Genomic DNA, 17712 nt, shown 5'->3' on the forward strand with positions numbered 1-17712 from the left:
GATGAGGATGTCCAGGCGGATCAGCCTTCGACGCTTGAGCCTCGGCTGCGCAATCGCTCTCAGCCTGTCCGCGAGCGCGGGCGCGCAGGAGGGCGAGGATCATGCCGCGCATCATGGCGCAGGCATGCCGGCCGGCGGGGGCATGTCCGCACCGGCAGAGCCGGGGTCGTCGGACATGGCGAAGATGATGAACCCCATGATGGATCGCATGATCAATGGGGAAGGGGAGAATGAGCACGGCCACGAATCGCGCCGGACCGGCTTCATCTCGCAGCTGCTCGCCTTTCCCGCGCTTGACGAAGCGGCAAGGCAGCGGGTCGCTGCGCAGGCCGGCGAACGGGTAAGCACGGGTCTGGCGATGATCAACGCCGCCTCGGCCGACGGCGCGCGTGCGACCACGGTCTCGGCCCGGCTCGATGCGGCGCGGCGCCTGCGCGAGGGAACCGACCTGTTCCGCTCCGGCACCGCCGCGCAGGGCGCGATCGGGGGCTTGCAGCCGCCCCGGGAGGTCGGGCTTGCCTGGCTGCGCGATCAGCTCGACATCGACCAGGCCGCGCCCGGCCATGCCGATCACTGGTTCGGCATCTCGCCCTCGCACCTCCTTCTCATGCTGTTCCTGGGGCTGGTGAGCGCCACGCTTATCGCGCTGCAGATCTTCCGCCTACGGCGGATCGGGGCGATCGCCGGCGGTGTCGCCACCGCCAAGGTTCCAGCAAAGCCGGAGCCGAAGGCTGCCCCTCCCGCTACCAGGGTTGCGCCCGCGCCTGCACCCGTTGCCGACAGCGCCGGGCTCGCGCCGAGCAATGCGGCCGCACCCGCTGGGGCGTCGCTGCGCAAGCCCAAAAGCTGGGCGGGGCAGCTGCGCGTGGTCCAGATCGTGCGAGAGACGCCGAGCGTGCTGACCTTCCGGCTCGCGGACCCGACCGCCGACCGGCTGCCGTTCGACTTCCTGCCGGGCCAGTTCCTGCAGGTCGAGGTAGAGCCCGAAGCGGGCAAGACCGCGCGCCGTTCCTACACGATCGCCTCTTCGCCGACCCAGCGGGCCTATGTCGAACTGACGGTCAAGCGCGAGGAGCAGGGCGTGGTCTCGCGACACCTGCACGACAAGGTCGTCGCCGACGATCTGCTGAAGGTCAGCGGACCGTTCGGCGCCTTCACCTTCACGGGAACGGATGCGCAGAGCATCGTGCTGATCGCGGGCGGGGTCGGCATCACCCCGATGATGTCGGTGCTGCGCTATCTCACCGACACCGCGTGGAAGGGCGATATCTTCTTCTTCTACGGCGCTCGGTCGACCGAGGAATTCGTGTTCCGCGACGAGCTCGAGCGGCTCGAACGCCGTTTTCCCAACCTCCATGTCGTCGCCGCGATGCAGCGCGCGCCCGGCACCGTCTGGATGGGCCCCGAAGGGCCGATCACCCGCGAGATGATCCTGGCCGCGGTGCCGGAGATCGCGAGCCGGCGGATCCATATGTGCGGCCCGCCGGCGATGATGGGCGCGATGCGCGGCGTGCTGGCGGAACTTGGCGTCCCCGAAGCGCAGCTGCACACCGAGGCGTTCGGTCCGGCCTCGCTGCCGGCCGACCACGAGGATCTCGAGGTCAAACCCGCGCCCGCGCCAGCGGATAAGCCGGCCCCGAGCGCCGAGGTGGCGCCGAGCACGGTGACCTTCTCCGTGTCGGGGGTGTCGGCGGCCTTGCCCGCGGACGAGACCGTGCTCGAGGCGGCCGAGGGCGCGGGCGTCGAGATCTCCTATGCCTGCCGTGCGGGCACATGCGGCGCCTGCGTGGTCAAGCTGCTGCAGGGCGAGGTAACGATGGAGGTCGAGTCCGGCCTCGCGCCCGCCGACAAGGCGCAGGGCTATGTGCTCGCGTGCCAGGCGAAGGGCACGGGCACGCCGCTCGTGGTCGAAGCCTGATGCGCGAACGCAGCGACATCGCCGTCGGCCTGCTGGTCGCATTCCTGCTGCTGTTCCCGTTCGGCTACCTCGTGCATGTGTCACCGCGCTTTCCGGGCAGCCTCGCTGGCGGGATCATCGGGATCGCAGCGCTCGTGCTGATGCTGCTGACGCTTCCCTATGTCGCGGCCAAGCACATCGCCTGGGTCGACAAAGTGCTCTCCCGGCTCGTCAGCAAGCCTACCCTGCTCGCCATCCACATCTATGCCGGCGTGCTGGCGCCGATCCTGGGTCTGGTCCACGCCGCGCACAAGCTCGAAAGCCCGGTCGGACTGCTTCTGACCGTCCTCCTGCTGATGACGGTCATCACCGGCTTCATCGGCCGCTACCTGCTTGCCCAGCTTGGTCGGGCGCTGCGCGGACGCAGGTCGGAACTGGCCTCGCTTCGCGCCGCCTTCCTTGAGGAGCCGGCGGCGCCGGCGCAGGCCGATACCGCAGCCGCGCCGCTGTCGGGCTGGAGGCGCTATCTGTTCGTCGCCGGGGATGCGCCCGCGGGCCAGCACCCCCAGAACAGGGCGGGGATCGCCGCGGCGCTGGCCGATACCGAATTCGCGATCCGCGCCGAAGAGGCGACCAACACCCTGTTCGCGCGATGGCGGTTCCTGCACATCCTGCTGGGCTGTCTCATCTTCGCGCTGCTCGCGCTCCACGTCGGCGCGGCGATCTATTACGGGCTGCGCTGGCTATGAGCTGGCAGCGTCTTTCCTATGCCGTCTTCATCGCAGCCCTGCTGGTGATGGTCGCCGCGGTCGCGATCCGGATGCGATCGGACGCGCCGAGGGATGCCGGCTTGGTGGCGCAGCTCGTCTCGCCCGGCCCGCTCTCGAGCGCGCACCAGTCCTTCGCCGGCCAATGCACGGCCTGCCACACGCCGGGCAAGGGAGTCGAAACCCGAACCTGTCTCACCTGCCATGCAGGCACGGATTTCGGGACGAAGCAGTCGACGCAGTTCCACGCGAAAGCGACGCAGTGCACCTCCTGCCACGTCGAACATGAGGGAGAGCGCGGCATCATCCGCATGGATCACGCCGCGTTGCTCGACATGGCAAAGTGGCGGCAGCCTTTGGCGGGCATGTCGACAAACACTCGAAGCCTGACCCCCGAGACCGCGCTCAATTGCGCGAGCTGCCATGCGTTCCGCGATCCGCACCAGGGCCTGTTCGGCACCGACTGCGCGAGTTGTCACAAGACCGACAGCTGGAAGATCGCCAATTATCGCCATCCATCGGTCAATTCGACGCAGTGCGCCGAGTGCCACAAGGCGCCGCCGAGTCACTTCATGGAGCATTTCAGCATGGTCTCGCAGCGCGCAGCCGGATCGAAGGCGCGCGTCGATCAATGCTATGCCTGTCATGCCACCGACAGCTTCAACAATATCCGCAAGCGAGGCTGGTATGATCACCATTGAGGCCGACTGGCTGAGCGCCTTCTTCCGGCTCGCGGTGATCGGCCTGGAACTGGCGGGCACGCTGACCATCCTGGTCGGCGCGGGGCTCGCAACCTTTCTGTTTGCGCGGCGGGCGAGGGCGGGCGACCGAACCGAGGCCTATAGCGCGTTCCGCTCGGCGCTCGGCCGCAGCATCCTGCTCGGCCTGGAATTTCTGGTCGCCGGCGACATCGTCAAGTCGCTGGTGATCAACCCAACGCTCGACGATCTCATCGTTCTGGCCGGGCTGGTGCTGGTGCGGACCTTCCTGAGCATCTCGCTCGGGGTCGAGATCAACGGCCACTGGCCCTGGGAGGAAACCCGGATGGCGCGGGAGAAGGCGCGTGCGGCGTCGGATGGGTCGCCTGCGACGGCTGAGGCCGCCGGATGCGGCACAGCGCTCAAGGGATAGCAGATGGGAGGTGCATGATGATCGAGAGACGCGAATTGCTGATGGCCGGCGCCGGCCTTGCCGCCGCCGGAACGCTGGCTGTGCCGGCGGCGGCGCAGCAGCATCGAATGGAAGGGATGGCGATGTCGATGACGGACTGCATCGACGATTGCGTGGCTTCGCACCGCATGTGCCTGGAAACCGCCGCTTGGCTGACGAAGCAAGGCGGCGCGTCAGCTACGGCGTCGCTGATCGCCATGCTGAACGACTGTGCGGAACTGTGCCAGGCGACCGCCAACTCGATGCTGCGGGAATCTGCCCTGCACCGCATCGTCTGCCGCGCCTGCGCCGACGCTTGCGAGCGCTGCGCCGAGGAATGCGGACGCCATAGCGCGGACCAGCGGATCGCGCGTTGCTCGGCCACCTGCAAGAAATGCGCGGCGAGCTGCCGAACGATGGCGGACATGTCGAGCTGAGCGGCGCGCTTCGCACGTGCCCCACATAGTCACGTTCAGGCCAGAGCCCCCGGTCACAGCTTGTGTGTCCGACAACTACGCCAGGACAGCGATCATGGCACGTGGCACAAAGTCCGAGTATCCGGCAACGGCGGAAATCATCGCACCCGCCATCGCCGGAGCCTTCCGTGCCGCCACCCGATAGTCGGGTAATGCCGAGCACCATCTTTACGATTGCGTGAACGCTCCACGGTCGATCTGTATTGGAGAAGTCAGTGTCAACCGCCGAATTTGTCAACCGGCTACCCGAATTGCTCCGCCCCAATCCAGCAAGGGTAGTGATCAGACCCTATATGCCGTCGACGGAAACCTATAAATATGCGGTACCGGATCAGCCACGTGCGCAGCGCATCGCCGACCGCGTCCTGGCGCTCGACCCAGCATCGCTCCACGATGAGTTGCAACGCATTCTTGATGATTTCTCGGGAAGGCATCGTGAGGTTCCGTCCCTGTTTTTGCGGCGGTTCCACGAGGTTGATGGCATCATCGTCTGTGATTGCGAGGTCACCCATGAACAGGCGCTCTTGATCGGTGCCCATTTTTGCAACGAATATTCCTATGAGGCAGCAGCGCTTTTCAATCCGAGCATCGTCCTGCATCCTGACCAGTCTGCTGTACCTGAAAACTCTCTCCGATTCATTCTTTCCCTGCGAGGCGTGGGCGAGGGGCATATCTCCTCCGTCACCTTTCGCACCGGGTTTTGCGCCGCGGACGGAACCATAGCAATCAATCCTCCGAGCCCCATGCCGCTCGTGCTGGAGACTGAAAACATCTCCGGCGAGGACGGGCCGGACGCGGGCATTCGGATCAAGTGCGATGGCAGCCACGATCTCTCGGAGATCGTGATCTTTCCGACAACCCCCAGCCAGCGTGGTGGCATCGAAGACCTTCGCTTGGTCCGCTTCCTGGACGACGATGGCCGAGCCACCTATTTCGGTACATATACGGCATTTAGCGGCCAGTCCGTCCGGCAGGAGTTGTTGTCCACGCCGGACTTCCGGACATTCGAACTCAGACCGCTGCGTGGGGATGCCACCGGTAGCAAGGGCATGGCGCTTTTCCCCCGACGCATTGCCGGGCACTTTGCCATGCTTGGGCGCGAGGATAACGAAAATATCTGGTTCCTGACGTCCGCGGACATTCACGACTGGAGTGGCGGAGCGAAAGCCATCGAACCTCGCTGGCCTTGGGAGTTTGTCCAGATCGGTAATTGCGGATCGCCGATCGAGATCGACGAAGGCTGGCTGGTCGTAACTCATGGAGTCGGCGCCGTTCGGAACTATTGCATCGGGGCGTGCCTGCTGGACCGTGACGATCCCTCGAAGCTGCTGGCGCGGACGAAGCTACCGCTTTTGCGGTCGGACATGGATGAGCGCGAAGGTTATGTGCCAAACGTAGCCTACAGCTGCGGCGCGATGGTACATAATCGGGTGCTGGTACTGCCTTATGCCATTGCTGACAGCTTCACCACTTTTGCCACTATTCCTCTCGAGCGTCTGCTGGCCGCCATGGATTAGTCACTGTTGCCGACCTGTCCTGCTCTCGAGTCCGAACCATAGTTACACATCGGCACAACAACGATGCCAGTGCGATAATTTATGGCCATCTCAGAGACGGACTTCGCACATTACGTATACAGCAAGGCGGAAGGTGACACCATTTCACGGGCAAGCTCCGGAAGGGGCGACAATCGACCGGGCATATGCTCGATCGAACGGGAAACCCAGACTTGAAGGAATGGATACTTGCGCAAGAAGACGGCAATGATCGCTTCGCTCGCAGCTCTCGGCTTCCTCGCCGTCAGTGCCGGACCGGTGCAGGCGGACGGGATGCCGCCGGGCATGCCCGATCTTGAGGAGACCCTCAAGGCCAGGCCGGCGCCTGCCCAGCCCGATCCTGCCCACATGCAGGGCATGGCTCACGGTAAGGAGCAGATGCACGGCCAGATGATGCAGGGCCATCGAATGGCGATGCGGGATTCGCAGGACCAGGACGGCGCCTCCGGCATGTCACACAGGTCGGACGGTGGTTGCTGACCCTGCCATCATTCCATCAGACGACAAGGTTGACGGACAAGATCATGGCCGCTTTCAACCGAAGCCTTGGTCCGCCGTTCCCACGGCGGGCCAATCGCTTTTCTGGCCGGTCTCAGGACGAGAAAACCAGGCCGGGTCACATTTTTGATCGATCCCGGATCATCATTTTACGCGCCTGCTCCAGCAGGCACACGGCCGATCGGATTTCGATTCGTAACTTACGTATACAGACAGCGTCTCGCTAGCAGCATTGAAGCTTCGGAATTGCCGGGATCGGAACGTCGATCGGGCAACAGGAAGAACACTCGGAGACCCTCAATGCGACAGACGACATTTCTCGCGGCGCCCGTCAGCCTCTTCGCGACGCTAACCTTCGCCGCCGGCACCGCTCTCGCCCAGTCGACGCCCGCGCCCGCGCAGGCTGCGCCGGCCCATGCCCACCAGCAGGGCATGGATCATGGCGGGCAGCAGATGCACGATCAGATGATGAAGGATCATCAGGCCGGCGCGCAGAAGCAGCAGGGGCAACCGGCCCAGCAGGATCAACAGGGCATGTCGGGGATGGCCGGCATGTCCGGCGGCTCGCCTGCATCGAACGGCTCGGGCATGGCCGGTAAGGCGAAGAGTGGCTGCTGCAAGATGCCGATGAAGAAGGCCAAGCCGGCGGCGAAGAAGAAGACCGCCAAGCCCATGGCCGACAAGCCGATGAGCGACATGTGAGGTTTCCAGCCCCGAGAACAGACCCCAGGGGCTGAGGGCCCGCCGTTCCCCCGCGGCGGGCCAGTTCTTTGACGATGCCCAGCGTCGCCCCGTGCTCCCAGCTTTCAAAACCGGGTCCGAGCGTCTGACTTGACAGAGGAAACAGCGATGCGAAAACATCTTGGCGTCGGTGCTGCTGTTGGCTTTCTGCTCTTTGGCAGCACGCCGCTCCTCGCACAGGGTATCGGCCATAGCTTGTTCATGCGCGGCAAGATCGTCCGTATGGATGCGGGCGGCACAGTGGCCTGCCTGGGTAAGGCCGATGGCGCGCACATCGGGCAGATACTCGAAGTCTATCACGCAACGCCGCGCCACCGCCGTCTTGTCGGTCATGTCGAAGTCGACCAGATTTTCGACGACCATTATGCTCATTTCCGCGTGAGGGACGGGACGCTTCAGAAAGGCGATTGGGTGAGCCTAAAGCGCGTCCGGGCGTAACGCCAGAATTGGAATGCCAAGCGCCGCCCTCGCCAAAAGAAGACTCGGCCGAGTAACGCCTGTCTCGGCATAATTCCGATCAGGCGTGCGCGAATACGTTCAGGAGTCGATGAATAGTCATCGGCTCTGTTGGCGTGTCTGACCCTCAAGCCCGCGACCCCGATACCAGACTACCTTCTGCGGAACTTACTTATAGGCCACCCGGGCAAAGAGATTACTCCGTCAGGCCATCGATAGAGATGGAGTCAGGTTATGTTCGAGAAGGCGATCGGGACCATTAACGCGGCGGCCTCCTTCCGACACCGCTATGATAATTTCATCGGAGGCCGCTGGAGCGCTCCTGCGGGCGGCGAGTATTTCGCCGACACGAGCCCGATCAATGGCGCCCAGATCGCAGAGTTCGCGCTGTCGACGCCGGAAGATGTCGAGCGCGCGCTCGATGCGGCGCACGCCGCCAAGGATCAATGGGCAAGGATCGCGCCCGCCGAACGCGCCAGGATTCTCAATCGCGTCGCCGACCGGCTCGAAGACAATCTGGAGTTGCTGGCACTTGCCGAGACGATCGACAATGGCAAGCCGATCCGCGAGACGCGCGCTGCCGACGTGCCGCTCGCGATCGACCATTTCCGCTACTTCGCCGGCTGCATCCGGGCGGAGGAAGGCGGCATCTCGACGATCGATGCGGACACCATCGCCTATCATTTCCGCGAGCCGCTCGGCGTCGTCGGCCAGATCATCCCGTGGAACTTCCCGCTGCTGATGGCGGCGTGGAAGATCGCCCCGGCGCTGGCGGCGGGCAACTGCACCGTCATCAAACCCGCATCCCAGACGCCGCTCACCTTGCTGATGTTCGCCGAGCTCACCGCCGACATCCTGCCGCCCGGCGTGCTCAATGTCGTTACCGGCCCGGGACGGACCGTTGGCCAGGCGATCGCCGCCAATCCGCGCATCGCCAAGGTCTCGTTCACCGGCGAGACCGTCACCGGCAAGCAGATCATGCACGCCGCGGCGGACCATCTGATCCCCCAGACGATGGAGCTTGGCGGCAAGTCGCCCAACATCTTCATGGCGGACGTGCTCGACGAGGACGATGCCTTCTTCGACAAGGCGCTCGAAGGCTTTACTTTGTTCGCCTTCAACAAGGGCGAGGTCTGTACCTGCCCGTCGCGCGCCCTGATCCATGAGTCGATCTTCGACCGCTTCATCGAGCGTGCCGTGGCGCGCGTCGCCGCGATCCGCCAGGGCGATCCGCTCGACCCGTCGGTCCAGGTCGGCGCGCAGGCGTCGGAGGACCAGCTCCACAAGATCCTGGGCTATATCGATATCGGCAAGGCCGAGGGCGCGCAGTGTCTGGTCGGTGGCGCCAGGGCGCTGCCGGGCGGTGCGCTCGACCAGGGCTATTTCGTGCAGCCGACCGTGTTCGTGGGTCAGAACCACATGCGCATCTTCCAGGAGGAGATCTTCGGTCCCGTCCTGTCGGTCACCACGTTCAAGACGGTCGAGGAGGCGATCGCACTTGCCAATGACACCGCCTACGGTCTTGGCGCGGGCGTCTGGACCCGGAGCGGCAACACCGCCTACCGGCTCGGCCGCGCGATCGAGGCCGGGCGGGTCTGGACCAACTGCTATCATCAGTACCCCGCCCATGCCGCCTTCGGCGGATACAAGGCATCGGGCTTCGGGCGTGAAAACCACCGGATGATGCTCGATCATTATCAGCAGACCAAGAATCTGCTCGTCTCCTATGACGAGCACGCGCTCGGCCTGTTCTGACCCCTCGCTCAAAGGAGAAACGGACATGGCGAAAACCATGAAGGCGGCGGTCGTCCGCGAATTCGGCAAGCCCCTGGTCATCGAGGAGGCGCCGATCCCGGCGGTCGGCCCCGGGCAGATCCTGGTCAAGATTGCGGCAACCGGCGTGTGCCATACCGACCTGCACGCGGCAGAAGGAGACTGGCCGGTCAAGCCCAACCCGCCCTTCATTCCTGGCCATGAAGGCGTCGGGCATGTCGCCGCCGTCGGTGCAGGCGTCACCCATGTGAAGGAAGGCGACCGGGTCGGTGTGCCCTGGCTCTACACCGCCTGCGGGCACTGCGTGCATTGCCTGGGTGGCTGGGAGACGCTTTGCCACGAACAGCAGAACACCGGCTATTCGGTCAATGGCAGCTTTGCCGAATATGTCCTCGCCGATCCCAACTATGTTGGTCACCTTCCCGACAATGTCGACTTCCTCGACATTGCGCCGATCCTCTGCGCGGGCGTCACCGTCTACAAGGGATTGAAGGCCACCGAGGCCCGACCCGGCGAGTGGGTGGTCGTCTCCGGCATTGGCGGGCTCGGCCACATGGCGGTGCAATATGCCCGAGCCATGGGTCTCAATGTGGCCGCGGTCGACATCGACGATAGCAAGCTCGACCTCGCTACACGCCTTGGCGCCACACTGACGGTCAACGCGCGCAACGAGGACCCTTCGGCAGCGCTCAAGAAAGCCATTGGCGGCGCGCACGGGGCGCTGGTGACCGCCGTTTCGCCCAAGGCGTTCCAGCAGGCGCTCGGCATGGTCCGGCGCGGCGGCACGGTCGCGCTCAACGGCCTGCCGCCGGGCGACTTCCCGTTGTCGATCTTCGACACCGTGCTGAACGGCATTACCGTGCGCGGCTCGATCGTTGGCACGCGGCTCGATCTGCTCGAGGCACTGGCGTTCGCCGGCGAGGGCAAGGTCAAGGCCACGGTCCATGCGGACAGGCTCGAGAACATCAACGACGTCTTCTCCCGCATGCATCATGGCGACATCGAGGGCCGGATCGTCCTCGACCTCGCCTGAAGCCGACTTCGCGAAAGTACAGTTCATGTCTCCCTTACATATCCGGCCGATCGCGCGGCGCCGTTTCGTCCAGGGGCTGGCGATCGGCGGCGCGGTCGCCGGTTTCGCCCCGGCGCTTCTCGCGCGATCCGCACCAACCTTGCCCGCTGAGCTGAGCGGGACCGAGTTCGACCTCGAGATCGCCGAGCTGCCGGTCAACTTCACCGGCAAACGCCGTATCGCGACCGCCGTGAACGGCAGCGTGCCCGCGCCGGTCCTGCGCCTGCGCGAAGGCGACACGGTCACGCTGCGCGTACGCAACGGCCTCAAGGAGATGTCGAGCATCCATTGGCACGGCATCATCGTGCCGGCGGAGATGGACGGCGTGCCCGGCATCAGCTTTGCCGGCATCGCGCCGGGCGAGACCTTCACCTATCGCTTCGAGGTCCGCCAGAGCGGAACCTACTGGTATCACGCTCACACGCTCGCCGAGCAGACGGGACTCTATGGAGCGATCATCGTGGAGCCAAAACAGGTGCCGACGGCGCGGGCGCCCGATCGCGACTATTGCATCGTGCTCAGCGACTGGTCGGACGAGCCGCCGTTGCAGATCTTCCTCAATCTCAAGAAGCAGAGCAGCTACTATAATTTTGCGCAGCCGACCGCCGGCGATTTCCTCAAGGATGTCGGCACCATGGGCTTGGGCAAGGCGCTCGAGCGGCGGCGGATGTGGAACAGCTCGCGGATGAACCCGACCGACTACAGCGATGTCTCTGCCGCGACCTACACCTATCTGATGAACGGCGCGCCGCCCGCCGGCAACTGGACCGGTATCGCCGCGCCCGGCGAGCGCGTGCGCCTGCGCTTCGTCGGCGCGGGGACGGCGACGTTCTTCGACGTGCGGATCCCCGGGGTCGAGCTGACGGTCGTATCGACCGACGGGCAGCCGGTCGAGCCGGTCACGGTCGAGGAATTCCGGATCGGCCCGGGCGAGACCTACGACGTCGAGTTCACCATGCCCGAGGGCGGCGCCCGCACCATCTTCGCGCAGGCGATCGATCGGAGCGGCTATGCGCGTGGCACGATCGCACCGGCCCCGGGCATGGCGGCAGCCGTGCCGCCGCTCGATGCCCGGACCTGGCTCGAGCCGGTCGACATGATGGGCGCGATGGCGACGATGGGCGCAATGGGAGGCGACGCGCATGCCGGGCACGGCATGACCGAGATGCCGGCCAGGGCACGGCACGCCCGCACCGAATATGGCGCCAATACCGACATGCGCGTCGACTATCCGCGCACCAATCTCGACGATCCCGGCGCCGGGCTGCGCGGGCGCGGCTGGCGCGTGCTGACGCTGGCCGATCTGCGCACGCCGGGCGGCGATCCCGACCCGCGCGAGCCCGAGCGCGACATCGAGCTGCATCTGACGGGCAATATGGAACGGTTCATCTGGTCGCTCGACGGCATCAAGCTCAACGATTCCAGGCCGCTTCATTTCAAGCCAAACGAGCGGCTGCGCGTCACCTTCGTCAACGACACGATGATGGCGCATCCGATGCATCTGCACGGCATGTGGAGCGATGTCGAAGGCCCGGACGGCGCCTTCCAGGTCCGCAAGCATACGGTCGTGGTCCAGCCCGCCCAGCGGGTGAGCTTCCGCGTCACCGCCGACGCCATGGGCCGATGGGCCTTCCACTGCCATCTGCTCTATCACATGGCGGCCGGCATGTTCCGGGAGGTGGTGGTCGCATGATCCGGATTTTCCCCTCGCGCGGCATCGCTCTTGGCGCTGCCCTCTTCCTGGCGCCGGCGATCACGGCTCCCGCCCTCGCGCAGGATGCCTCGCCCCCGTCGCCCGCCGCCACCCCTGCCCAAACGGCCACTCCCGCTCAGCACACCCCTTCCGCGCAAGGCTCTCAGGACCATGCGGGCATGGACATGCCGGGCATGGATATGACCGACACGAAGGCGTCCGGTAACGGCGCCACGATGGACATGGGCTCGATGCAGGGTGGCAAGGCCCCGCCGGACGCGCGCAACTCGGACGATTATGCCGACGGCTATCGCAACTCGACGCTGCCGGGCTATGAGATGGCCGACAAGCTCTCGATCCCCAAGATACTTGTCGATGAGCTCGAATTCGCCAGCGGCAACGAGGGTCAGGGCGTGGGTTGGACCGTGCTCGTCACCAAGGGTCAGGACAATGACAAGCTCTGGCTGCGCAGCCAGGGCCTCAAGAACTCCCGCGACCAACGTCTCGATCCGGAGAGCAGCGTCGAGGCGCTGTGGTGGCACAGCAAGAACCCGTTCTGGGGCACGCTGCTCGGGGTCAGGCAGGATCTCGGCAAGGGCGCGACGACATGGCTGGCCGCCGGCGTCGAGGGACTGGCGCCTTATTGGTTCGACGTCCAGCTCACCGGCTATGTAGGGACCGATGGGCGTCTCGCGGCGCGCGCCAAGGCCTCCTATGAGGTCCTGTTCACCAATCGGTTGATCCTCACACCGCAGGTAGAGACCAATATCTATTCGAAGCGGTCGAGAGATCGGCAGCTTGGCAGCGGCTTCAGCAATGTCGAGCTGAGCGGACGGTTGCGCTACGAGGTGTCGCGCAAGTTCGCGCCCTATATCGGCTTCGTCTGGGAGCGTGCGTTCGATGGCACGGCGGGCTTCCGACGCCTGCGGGGCGAGGGGTCATCCGAACACCGGCTGGTGATCGGCTTGCGCGCTTGGTGGTGATACCGGCTCTCCGACGAACCGCTGACCCGCTTGTTCCCCAAGGCGAATCACACGATGGCAAGCGTGGTCAATCCTCCTTCATTGTGTTGCTGCTCGCGGCGGTGTCGGCCTCGGCAGGGCAGACGGCCATTCTCGCTTTCCTTCCGACCCTGGTCGACCCAAATCCCGGCGGGCTTTCCTCGGCGCATGATTTTCATGTCGCGAGCTTGACCGCCGTCCACCCGCTGGCAGCACTGGTGGCGGCACCGCTTTGGGGCTGGATTGCCGACCGGGTCGACTACCGCGTCATGTTGCGCACAGCGCTCATTATCCTCGCGATGGTGACTGCACCAGTTGGCCTCGTAGCTCTGCCGACTCTCTACGTTTTGCGCACGGTCGCGGGGATGGCGGCCGCCGCCATCATACCGCTTGCGCTGCTCAGTGCGAGTTTCGCCGCGGTCAGCCGTGGGGAGCAGGCGCGGCGTTTCACCTGGTTGACGGGGTCTGTATTTTTGGGAGACCTCGGCGGACCGCTTTTGGCGGAAGCCTCCGTTGCGATCATGCCCGGCGCGCCGCTCATGATCGTTGCTGCCAGCATCGGCACCGTCGCGGGGTCGCTTTGCCTTGTAAGCCTGCCAGGCCGCTGTGCGCACTGCCTCGACTCAGGAGATCCGCCGCCGCCGACAGTCTGCGCCACGGGAGTCCTATTACTCATCACGATCGCTGCGGGGGCCGGGCTTGCCGCTATGCACGTCAATCTCCTGATGACGCGCAGTGCGGTCTCGCTGAGCCGCGAGCAGATCGCCTGGATGCTCAGTCTTTGCGGATTCGGCATGCTGGCGGCGCAGATCTTTCATGCAAGGCTCGATTGGTTAGTGAAGGTTCCCGGGCGTCTTGCCGGATTGACGCTCGGTTTGCTGGCAGCGGCGCTCGTTGCCTTTCCACTCGCATCAAGCATAGCCGATATGAGCGTGTTCATCCTGGTCGCCGGTTGGAGCTCGGCGAGCCTGCGATTGGTCACAAGCTTCTGGATCAGCGGTTCTGCGGCGGCCTCAGGGGTGAGGCTTGGCCTCCAGCATTCGGCTGCCAGCATCGGGCAGGCACTGGCGCCCGTGGCGCTCGCTTTCGCCGCACCCGGCGCTCAGCCTCTCGTCCTCTGGAGCATTGCCGGCCTGTCGCTCCTGCTGCTTGTGGTCCTGCCACTAGCTTGGAAACGGCCCTCTTCAGGTGCTAATTCGTCAGGCGGATAAGGGGAGCGCGTAAATCGATATGAAGCGTACCGTCCACCACTATCCAAGATGTGTTGCTGTGACAAATGAGCCCAGCCGCGGGCAAGGCCCTTGGGCGCAGCTGGGTTGGTTTCCTCTGGAAAAACGACGTGCTCGTGTCCCCACCTGGCCTCTTTAGCGTTGGCGGTCGGACGCGGTCCATTTACTCATTCGACGAGAGGCGTCTGTGACGGCCGATTGCCTCGAGGAGTAGACGGCTCCTTAGTGGTTTAGTGATCATGTGATCAAAGCCCGCGTCGGCAGCGCGGCGGGCGAGAACCTCGTCATGGAAGCCCGAAATCATGATGGAGCATCCGGACCAGCCCAGCGATCGGAGTTGGCGCAGGATCGAAAAGCCATCAATGTCCGGCATGCGATAATCAACAATCAGGCAATTGGCTCGCTTGGCACGCGAATCGGCCAAAAGCGCGCTACCACTTGTATAGCTACAGACGCAGTAGCCACGGGATCTAAGGAGAAGCTGAAGGGCACGCCGAACACCCGGGTCGTCGTCGGAGACGAGGATGGTGTAGCGCCCATCACCTTGTGTGTCAGAAAACGAAGACATCTCGCGCGACATGAGGACCTGTTGCATCACGGCAATGGCTCGCACGATGCGGCATCCTCGTCGCTACGTAGAGGGCGCAGTTATCACGTCTTGCGACCGAACCCGGCAGCAAAGGCGATCCTCAACGCCTCAGAGAGATTGCGGACCTCGAGCTTGGCCATGAGGCTGGCGCGGTGAACCTCGACCGTCCGGGATGAGCAACCCAGATCATAGGCGATCGTCTTGTTGGGCAAGCCGTTCGCCAATCCTTCCAGCACTTCCTGCTCGCGGGGGGTCAAGGCAGCAACCCGCACCTCGGCTTCCGACGATTCCAGCGCGCGAAGGTCGACATCGTCGAGACGAGCGAAAGCGCGCCTCACGGCCTCGAGCAGGGCAGCCTTCTCGAAGGGCTTTTCGAGAAAGTCAATCGCGCCGCCTTTCATAGCCTGCACAGCTACCGACACATCGCCGTGGCCGGTCAGGACGATGACCGGCATGTTGATCCCACGCGCAGCCATAGTGGTCTGGACTTGGAGACCGTCCATTTCAGGCATCCGCACATCCAAGATAACGCAGCCTACTTCGGCGGACTTCGCTGTCCTGAGAAATTCCACTCCGGAGGTGTAGGCGATGACATCATAGCCCGCGGTTTTGAGCGCGAAGCTTGCCGCCTTGCGGATGCTCTCCTCGTCGTCGACCAGATGAATGATGCGTCTATCCCCCATGTTCCTCCTCCGCCCGCGCGTGGATCAGCGTGAAGTGAAAGCACGTGCCGCCTCGGTCGGAGCGCTCCATCCAGATGCGGCCGCCATGTGCTTCGATGATCGTCCGGCAGATCGAGAGGCCAAGGCCCATGCCGTCGGCCTTCGTCGATGTGAACGCCATGAACAGTTGTTCGCGAATTTCTTCCGCGATCCCGGGGCCGGTATCCTCCACCGTAACCTCGACAAGGCCGTCGGCACGCAAACTCGTCGCGACTTTGAGGTCGCGGATCGATGATTCTGCCATGGCCTCAACGGCGTTGCGCATCAGGTTTACGAGCACCTGCTGGATCTGCACCCTGTCGATGAGGACCGGCGTGGCTGCGGGGTCGATTGCGAAGAAGCTACGGATGCCCCGCTCGCGCGCGCCGACCAGTGCCAGTTGGCTTGCCTCGGTGATGACTTGCGGCAGGTCGTGCAAACTCTTGTCGACCTCACCGCGTGCGACGAAGTCGCGGAGGCGCCGGACGATGTGGCCAGCGCGCAGCGTCTCCTGAGCGGCATCGTCCATTACGGACCGAAGAGAGACGAATGGCTCATCATCCTGGACAGCGAGCATGTCCCGAATGGTTTCGAGATAGAGCGCCACTGCGGCGAGCGGCTGATTGAGTTCATGAGCAAGCGTGGAGGCCATCGTACCCATCGCGCTCAACCGCGAGACATGAACCAACTCCGCTTGCAGTTCCTTGAGCCTGAGCTCATCCTGCTCCTTGGCGGTGAGATCCCGGATGAACCCTGTGAAAAGCCGCTGGCCCTCTTCACCGGCCTCGCCGACCGACAACTGCATCGGGAAGGTCGAGCCGTCGCGGCGCTGACCCACAACGACGCGGCCCAGACCGATGATCCGGCGCTCGCCCGTCTGCAGATAATGCGCGATGTATTCGTCGTGCCGGTCGCGGTCGGGCTGAGGCATAAGACAGGAGACATTTTGCCCGACGAGCTCGGCTTCCGAATAGCCGAACATGCGCTGGGCAGCAGCGCTGAACGAGGTGATGACGCCGGCCTCGTCGATTATTATCATTGCATCAGGTACGGTCGCCAGGATCGATTGCAGATGCTGCTCGCGCGTTTCGTTTGAAGCCCGGACCGCCGCCTCGTCGGTGACATCCCGGCTGATGCAGGCAAAGCCTCGATGGGCGTCGTCTTCGAACAGCGCAGTGATGGTCAATCGCGCAAGGTATTCCGAGCCGTTCTCGCAGACTCGCCAGGCTTCACGCTCCAGAGTGCCTTCGCGCAGAGCGGCGTCCAAGTCGGCGCGGGGCCGTCCTGCCGTTATCTCGTCTGGCGGGTAGAACAGGTGGTGCGGCTGTGCCAGAACACGGTCGAGCGGCCAACATTCGGCACGCTCGCCCTCTTCGTTGTAGCTCAACACTATCCCGCCGGCATTCAGCAGAGTTAGGACATGCCCGCCAGCCTGTCGGAGGAAAAGCGGCGCGAGCCGCGCCACTTCCCTCTCCATATCTTCCGCCGTGCGCCCGGTGTCGACCATCGGTCCAACTCACATCATTGGCCGAGCGCACAAGGGCAGGCGAAGCCCGCGCTTTACGCTCAGCGGCGCGCGAGAATGGCCTTCATTTCGTCGATTTCTTGACGTTGCGACCGTTTGATTGAGTCGCAGAGCTGGATGACCTCCGGATCGCTCAGCTGTGCTTCCCGGCACATCAGGATCGCACCGGAATGATGCGGGATCATCGAGCGCAGGAATGCCGTATCGCCGATCGTGGTCTGGGTGCGGATGAGTGCAAAGCTGCCGAAGAAGGCGACCAGCGACGCGGCGATCAGCGCGATGTTGGCGGCCTTCGACGCGAACATGTGCCCCATGGCGAGGATCATCAGCACCACCATCGGCGCGACCATCATCAGCGTCATGTAGAGCATGTTGAGGTTGTTGTAGAAGCTGTCGAGCCCGTCGATCATGACGAACATCACCAGATACATGATGACGCCGCTGATGACGGTCTGAACGGCAAGGCTCCAATAGGCGCCCATCTTCCGGGTGTTCATGTGGGACGAATGGTCCATGGCGTATCTCCTTCGCTCGGCGCCGGCCGACCTGGGTATGAGTGTAACGCCCCGCTCTCTTGTTCGCCCCCGCC

The 17712-nt window shown here is 64.2% G+C and carries 18 protein-coding genes; 14 read left to right on the forward strand and 4 right to left on the reverse strand.

Annotated elements, in window-relative coordinates; all coding sequences use genetic code 11:
* Positions 1-7: 7 nt before the first annotated feature.
* The 14 genes from S2M10_RS08705 (at position 8) to S2M10_RS08770 (ending at position 14290) form a co-directional block, all read left to right on the forward strand.
* Complete coding sequence (locus S2M10_RS08705) at positions 8-1918, forward strand: 2Fe-2S iron-sulfur cluster-binding protein (protein ID WP_168845730.1); 1911 nt, start codon at positions 8-10, stop codon at positions 1916-1918.
* Positions 1918-2646 (forward strand): hypothetical protein, encoded by a 729-nt coding sequence (locus tag S2M10_RS08710; protein WP_009824015.1) that lies wholly within the window; start codon positions 1918-1920, stop codon positions 2644-2646. The genes S2M10_RS08705 and S2M10_RS08710 overlap by 1 nt, the downstream gene beginning before the upstream one ends.
* Positions 2643-3365 (forward strand): hypothetical protein, encoded by a 723-nt coding sequence (locus S2M10_RS08715; RefSeq protein WP_007406380.1) that lies wholly within the window; start codon positions 2643-2645, stop codon positions 3363-3365. The genes S2M10_RS08710 and S2M10_RS08715 overlap by 4 nt, the downstream gene beginning before the upstream one ends.
* Positions 3352-3795: a DUF1622 domain-containing protein gene (locus tag S2M10_RS08720; protein ID WP_007406411.1), complete on the forward strand. Its 444-nt coding sequence runs from the start codon at positions 3352-3354 to the stop codon at positions 3793-3795. Before S2M10_RS08715 ends, S2M10_RS08720 begins: the two co-directional genes overlap by 14 nt.
* Before the next feature lie 14 nt (positions 3796-3809).
* A complete protein-coding gene (locus tag S2M10_RS08725) occupies positions 3810-4250 on the forward strand; it encodes a four-helix bundle copper-binding protein (protein WP_015449267.1) in 441 nt (146 codons plus the stop codon).
* A 332-nt stretch (positions 4251-4582) separates the two neighbouring features.
* Positions 4583-5806, forward strand: coding sequence for a glycoside hydrolase family 130 protein (locus tag S2M10_RS08730; RefSeq protein WP_016743863.1), 1224 nt, complete (start codon positions 4583-4585; stop codon positions 5804-5806).
* Between the two features lie 228 nt (positions 5807-6034).
* The gene (locus tag S2M10_RS08735) at positions 6035-6325 is read left to right on the forward strand and encodes a hypothetical protein (RefSeq protein ID WP_168845731.1); all 291 of its coding nucleotides are present in this window, start codon (positions 6035-6037) and stop codon (positions 6323-6325) included.
* Positions 6326-6643: 318 nt separating this feature from the next.
* A complete protein-coding gene (locus tag S2M10_RS22395; protein ID WP_015449265.1) occupies positions 6644-7045 on the forward strand; it encodes a hypothetical protein in 402 nt (133 codons plus the stop codon).
* Between the two features lie 147 nt (positions 7046-7192).
* On the forward strand, positions 7193-7522 hold the full coding sequence (locus S2M10_RS08745) for a hypothetical protein (protein ID WP_004212674.1): 330 nt from the start codon (positions 7193-7195) through the stop codon (positions 7520-7522).
* Positions 7523-7774: 252 nt separating this feature from the next.
* Positions 7775-9295 carry an aldehyde dehydrogenase family protein gene (locus S2M10_RS08750; RefSeq protein WP_015449264.1) on the forward strand — a complete coding sequence of 507 codons (1521 nt, stop codon included), beginning with the start codon at positions 7775-7777 and terminating at the stop codon, positions 9293-9295.
* 25 nt (positions 9296-9320) lie between these two features.
* Positions 9321-10346, forward strand: coding sequence for an alcohol dehydrogenase AdhP (adhP, locus tag S2M10_RS08755; RefSeq protein ID WP_037569599.1), 1026 nt, complete (start codon positions 9321-9323; stop codon positions 10344-10346).
* 25 nt (positions 10347-10371) lie between these two features.
* Positions 10372-12078 (forward strand): copper resistance system multicopper oxidase, encoded by a 1707-nt coding sequence (locus S2M10_RS08760; RefSeq protein WP_015449263.1) that lies wholly within the window; start codon positions 10372-10374, stop codon positions 12076-12078.
* Positions 12075-13061, forward strand: coding sequence for a copper resistance protein B (locus tag S2M10_RS08765; protein ID WP_170172290.1), 987 nt, complete (start codon positions 12075-12077; stop codon positions 13059-13061). The genes S2M10_RS08760 and S2M10_RS08765 overlap by 4 nt, the downstream gene beginning before the upstream one ends.
* A gap of 83 nt (positions 13062-13144) precedes the next feature.
* Positions 13145-14290 carry an MFS transporter gene (locus tag S2M10_RS08770; RefSeq protein WP_231735490.1) on the forward strand — a complete coding sequence of 382 codons (1146 nt, stop codon included), beginning with the start codon at positions 13145-13147 and terminating at the stop codon, positions 14288-14290.
* Positions 14291-14471: 181 nt separating this feature from the next.
* Here the strand turns inward: S2M10_RS08770 and S2M10_RS08775 are convergent, their stop codons facing one another.
* The 4 genes from S2M10_RS08775 to S2M10_RS08790 all read right to left on the reverse strand — a co-directional run bounded on the left by S2M10_RS08775 (position 14472) and on the right by S2M10_RS08790 (position 17638).
* Positions 14472-14876, reverse strand: a complete 405-nt coding sequence (locus S2M10_RS08775) for a response regulator (RefSeq protein WP_037486787.1) — start codon at positions 14874-14876, stop codon at positions 14472-14474.
* 83 nt (positions 14877-14959) lie between these two features.
* Positions 14960-15580 (reverse strand): response regulator, encoded by a 621-nt coding sequence (locus S2M10_RS08780; protein ID WP_037486757.1) that lies wholly within the window; start codon positions 15578-15580, stop codon positions 14960-14962.
* Positions 15570-17105, reverse strand: coding sequence for a PAS domain S-box protein (locus S2M10_RS08785; protein WP_168845732.1), 1536 nt, complete (start codon positions 17103-17105; stop codon positions 15570-15572). Before S2M10_RS08785 ends, S2M10_RS08780 begins: the two co-directional genes overlap by 11 nt.
* Before the next feature lie 59 nt (positions 17106-17164).
* A complete protein-coding gene (locus S2M10_RS08790; RefSeq protein WP_168845733.1) occupies positions 17165-17638 on the reverse strand; it encodes a DUF305 domain-containing protein in 474 nt (157 codons plus the stop codon).
* Between the last annotated feature and the right edge of the window lie 74 nt (positions 17639-17712).

The sequence above is a fragment of the Sphingomonas sp. S2M10 genome (assembly GCF_012650175.1).
In the GTDB taxonomy this organism is placed as follows: domain Bacteria; phylum Pseudomonadota; class Alphaproteobacteria; order Sphingomonadales; family Sphingomonadaceae; genus Sphingomonas.